Here is a 4,804-nt window from a genome sequence, read left to right as displayed (position 1 = left end):
ATCTCTGCTCGATCTTTGACTTTTTGTGGTACATCCGCAGTTCTCAAGTTTAATAGAGTTTTGTCTTGCTCACGAGTCAGAAATACCCTTAAACGAGCGCCTATTTTACTCGCTTCCCTAATACATTTGTTCTGCGTCTTTTCCAGATTTATCTATCTTTACATAGTTTGGTTTTTTCATGACAGCTTACTTATCTCAAGTAGGGTTGAAGCTCATTGGTGCAATTGTTTTCTGGATTGTTGGTCGATGGTTGATTAACGTTGCGGCTAGCCTTTTATCCCGCAGCCTCAAGCACCAAAAAGTTGATAAAACAATTTTGAGCTACTTAGTAGCTACGGTTAAAGTCACGCTGAATATAATTTTAGTCGTGGCAATTTTGGGCTTTTTTGGCATTGAAACCACCTCTTTTGCAGCTTTACTAGCGGCGGCTGGTGTGGCGATTGGTGCAGCTTGGAGCGGACTGTTAGCGAATTTTGCCGCAGGCGCGTTTCTCATGATTCTGCGACCCTTTAAGGTAGGTGACTTCATTAATGCTGGCGGCGTGACGGGAACCGTGCAGGAAATTGGCTTGTTTGCCACCACAATTAACACTCTAGACAACGTACACACGGTTGTAGGCAACAACAAAATCTTTTCCGACAATATTCAAAACTTTTCGGCGAATACTTATCGTCGCGTCGATCTAGTGGCTCAACTCAACCACAACACAGATCATAATGCCGCGATCGCCATGTTAAAAGAACGGCTGAGTCGAATTCCCAACGTCCTTTCTAATCCTGCCCCAGATGTAGAAATCTTAGAATTTAATTTAGCGGGTCCTGTGTTAGCAGTGCGTCCTTACTGTAACAACGCTGACTACTGGCAGGTTTATTTTGATACCAACCGCCTGATCCGTGACAGCTTTGGCGAAGCTGGATTTTCTGCTCCAGAACAACTTTACGCCATTCGGAATAATTAGAGATTTGTAGAGACGTTGAATGCAACGTCTCTACAATAATTACAACACGCCTTTAGAACTAGGAATATTTCCAGCTCGACGCGGATCGATTTCTACAGCCATGCGCAGCGATCGCGCCAAAGCTTTAAAAGTTGCTTCAATTATATGGTGAGAGTTAATCCCGTCGAGTTGACGAATGTGCAGCGTCGTTTGACTGTGGTTAACCAGTGCTATAAAGAATTCTCGCACCAGTTGAGTATCGTAAGTTCCGACTCGTTGGGTGGGAATTTGCAGTCCGTAACTGAGATGAGGACGACCGGAAAAGTCTAATGCAACCTGAATTAATGCCTCGTCCAGGGGGGCGAGAAAATGCCCAAACCGGATGATGCCTTTGCGATCGCCTAAAGCCTGGTGAAAAGCTTGTCCGAGGGTAATTCCCACATCTTCATTTGTGTGGTGGTCGTCAATTTCAATATCACCTGTCGCCTTGACTTCCAAATCGAATAGTCCGTGGGAGGCTATTTGATGCAGCATGTGGTCTAAAAATGGGATTCCCGTCGCCGCAGTACATTTACCCGTTCCATCTAAATTCAGCGTTACTTCGACATCGGTTTCGCCTGTAGTCCGGCGGACAGAAGCAGTCCGTGCGGCAAATGTGAGTTCGTTAATTGAGGGGCGATGGCTAATCTGCATGACTGAAATTTAGGGAGTAGGGAGCGGGAAGTAAAGCGATCGGATTCCATTTTTACTTCTTTCATCTTACTGTTAATAGTTCTAGCCATTCATCGTATTTAGCGTTAATAGGTCAATATTGCTACTACACAAAACAATAGGGTGCGATGTCAGTACCAATTTACTTTTTGACTACGACAAAAGAGATCCCCCCAACCCCCCTTATCAAGGGGGGTTGGGGGGATCTTCGCTAGCATAGTTTTAGTGAAATGGTTAACGCACCCTACCCGAGATCGAACTAAACGCTATCTCAAAACGTTATCTCAATATATTCACGATTCCTAGCACCGGACTCAAGACAGGTCCGAATACAGCACCAATTGCGTCACCAACCCCAGCCGCACTATTACGTCTGACGACAATAATGTCGTTGTCACGCATGGTTGGGTTATTTTCGTCGTTGATTCCTTTAGAAAAATCAAGCTTGACTCGGCGACTCGTGACTGTACCATCAGGATTGAGACGAATTAAATCTGCCGAACCCCTTCTAGCACGGGCGTTATCAAATCCTCCTGCGGTCAACAGCGCTTGGTTAAGCGGCGTATTGGGCTGCAAGTTGACTAGTCCTGGTGTTTTGACTTCTCCCACAACGCTAACTTGAATTGTCGCTGGAGAAAAACTGGCATCTGCTAAGGCAGTAGCATCTGCTGGGCTGATGTTTGTTGCCGTCGAAACGACGACAGTGTCACCTTCTTGAACGATCGTATCTTGGTTGGGATCTCCTTGCAGCAATTTCCAGAAACTCACGGTCATCTTTTGTTCGCCGCCATTTCTGGTCGGACGACGGATTTGAATGTTTCGCACGTCAGCCGAACTTGTAATTCCGCCAGCTAGCTGAATCGCCCGTGAGACTGTGGGCAAACCGCCACCAGCACCTCCGCCACCATCAACAGCTCCGCCTCCCCCTCCTTGGGTGTTACCTGGGGTGGTTGCAGCAGCAGCAGCAGTTCCACCCCCAATAATTACGTAAGAACCAGGACGGTTAACTTCACCCACAACTGTGACGGTACGGGGACGGTTGGAAGCCATAGCAAAGCTAGCATTAGAAAAGGCGCGAATATCTGCCATATTCACTTCAGTCGCCGTAGGTACGAAGACTGTATCGCCATCCCGTAAAGTGATGTCTTGTGGCAAAGTACCTTTTCTCACCAGTTCCATCAGATCCAGATTGATAATTCGCTCCGGTCCCAGTCCCTGCTTGCGCTTAAGCTGCACTTGCCTCAGATCGGCTGCTAGGGTGACTCCCTCTGCTAAAGTCAACGCGCCAACAATCGTAGGATATTGTACCCCTGGATTATCACCTGCACCACCTTGCAAGCCCACAGTATACGAGCCAGGACGGACAACTTCACCCGCAATCACAACGTTAATTGGGCGTGGGGAAATCAGACTAACTGTGACTAGAGGACGTTTTAAGTAGCGAGAGTACTTTGCCGCGATCGCATCTGCTGCTTCTGCTTGGGTTAACCCTAAAATGTCTACAGGTCCGACCAGAGGCAAGAACAACTGACCACCAGGGGGAATCTGATAATCTCCGGTATATTCCGGCACTTCAAACACGTTAATGCGGATGCGATCGCCACCCCCAAGAGCATAATCTACTGGTGCTTGGACGGGTTGGTTGGCTGCTGGAGCTGTCGCCGGAGCGTTTGCTGGAGCTACATTGGGGAGTGGAGCTGCATTATTTCCTGGCGCTACTGGAGTAGTGGTTGGAGCTGTATTATTTCCTGGTGCTACTGGGGTAGTGGTTGGAGCCGTATTATTACTTGGTGCTACATCTGGTTGAGCTGCGGGTTTAGTTGTTGGTAAAGACGGAAGAGTGCGTGTTGGGCTAGCGGGACTGGTTGTTTCTTGCGCTTTTATTGGCGCTGGGCAAGCCATCGCCACTAGAGCAAAAAGCGTTAAACCTGCAACTGGCTTGGTAATTGATTTAGACATACGTGTAGATTTCTGTGTGGAAATATAGGCAATTTCTTGCTGTTTTCTAGACTTCACCATTTTATGTTTTGTTGCCAGATATGGAATTCACTAGATATTCAGTATAAGTATGCAAGATCGACATGAGCGAACTTGAGAGTGGATTATGCCACACTTAGGCAAGCTTTGTAAAACTTCATTTAACGTTATAAAAAATCCGCTCTTACGAGCTGAGCCAAGGAGTAGTGGCGATCGTACAGCAGAAAGCAGGGAAGCAGAGGCAGCGGAGGCAGCAGAGGCAGCAATCCTAACCACTGATAGCGGATAACTGTTAACTGATAGTTGATAACTGATAACTGTTAATTGACCAGGGGGATCGCAACGATAAATTTAGTTCCCATAGCAATTTGTGTTTCAAACCAAATTTCTCCCTGGTGAGTTTCGACAGCTTTTTTTACAATTGCTAATCCCAACCCCGTTCCAGCAATATAGATAAAATTTCACTAGTTCTAGCTTATTATTTCTCATGTCAGTTAGGAGATTTTAAGTTGAGAACGTAGCAACTATTCAAAGGCGATCGCTGTTTGTCTTGGCAATGAGTTGCGATCGCCTATCTCAATATTTTTTATTTCAATAAGGGATTTTTATTACATGCTGCCGAGCTAATAGTTTGCTCGATTCTGCTCAACCTTGTTTCTGGGCGTTTGGCACTAGCTATCCAAGATAATATATTCTTTTTGACCGTGTTACTAAAAGCTTCAAAATATTTGTTAGCAACTGCATTTCCTAATAGTGCTCGCTGCAAGTCTATTGGAACAATTAATTCTTCAATAGTATCTAAAGTATTCCACGAGCCGTCTTGTTTTGCTGTAATAATTTTTGCCAAACCCGCCTCAGTCATTAAATCTTGTTCTATCAATTCTGCAATATACTGCTTATTTAATTTTGACCATACACTTTTTGGTTTTCGAGGTGTAAATATTTGTCTGTAGCATTCTCGATCTAAAGATTGTACTTTACTATCAATCCAGCCAAAGCATAGAGCTTCTTTTACCGCTTCACTATATCGAATGCTGGGTTTACCGCTTTTGACTTTATAATACATCAACCAAATACCCAGAAGTGTTGAATGTTAAGAAATCGCCATAAAAAAGCAGCCCAAAATGTGATAACTTTTGAGCTGAATAGAAATAATAAATGTTAACGATTGATGATACC

General features: G+C 45.1%; 5 protein-coding genes and 1 pseudogene. 2 read left to right on the top strand and 4 right to left on the bottom strand.

Annotated elements, in window-relative coordinates; all coding sequences use genetic code 11:
* Nucleotides 1-178 precede the first annotated feature (178 nt).
* A complete protein-coding gene (locus tag H6G17_RS32110; RefSeq protein WP_192162759.1) occupies nt 179-958 on the top strand; it encodes a mechanosensitive ion channel family protein in 780 nt (259 codons plus the stop codon).
* A gap of 39 nt (nt 959-997) precedes the next feature.
* On the opposite strand, the gene hisB is transcribed toward H6G17_RS32110, so the two are convergent.
* Together hisB and H6G17_RS32100 are read right to left on the bottom strand one after the other, a co-directional pair.
* Nucleotides 998-1,630, bottom strand: coding sequence for an imidazoleglycerol-phosphate dehydratase HisB (gene hisB / locus H6G17_RS32105; RefSeq protein WP_192162757.1), 633 nt, complete (start codon nt 1,628-1,630; stop codon nt 998-1,000).
* A 297-nt stretch (nt 1,631-1,927) separates the two neighbouring features.
* Entirely contained in the window at nt 1,928-3,667 is a 1,740-nt protein-coding gene (locus H6G17_RS32100; protein WP_192162755.1) for a polysaccharide biosynthesis/export family protein, read from the bottom strand.
* Nucleotides 3,668-3,752: 85 nt separating this feature from the next.
* Here H6G17_RS32100 and H6G17_RS32095 point away from each other — a divergent pair, with 85 nt between their 5' ends.
* Nucleotides 3,753-3,914 (top strand): hypothetical protein, encoded by a 162-nt coding sequence (locus H6G17_RS32095; RefSeq protein ID WP_192162754.1) that lies wholly within the window; start codon nt 3,753-3,755, stop codon nt 3,912-3,914.
* A 31-nt stretch (nt 3,915-3,945) separates the two neighbouring features.
* Here H6G17_RS32095 and H6G17_RS32090 read toward each other — a convergent pair whose 3' ends face one another.
* Together H6G17_RS32090 and H6G17_RS32085 are read right to left on the bottom strand one after the other, a co-directional pair.
* On the bottom strand, nt 3,946-4,059 hold the full coding sequence (locus H6G17_RS32090; protein ID WP_199317192.1) for an ATP-binding protein: 114 nt from the start codon (nt 4,057-4,059) through the stop codon (nt 3,946-3,948).
* A gap of 152 nt (nt 4,060-4,211) precedes the next feature.
* Nucleotides 4,212-4,706: pseudogene (locus H6G17_RS32085) on the bottom strand (YdeI/OmpD-associated family protein); the annotation flags it as partial.
* Nucleotides 4,707-4,804 lie beyond the last annotated feature (98 nt).

This window comes from Chroococcidiopsis sp. [FACHB-1243], assembly GCF_014696895.1.
Classification (GTDB): domain Bacteria; phylum Cyanobacteriota; class Cyanobacteriia; order Cyanobacteriales; family Chroococcidiopsidaceae; genus Chroococcidiopsis.
This window is presented reverse-complemented; position numbering and strand designations above follow the sequence as displayed.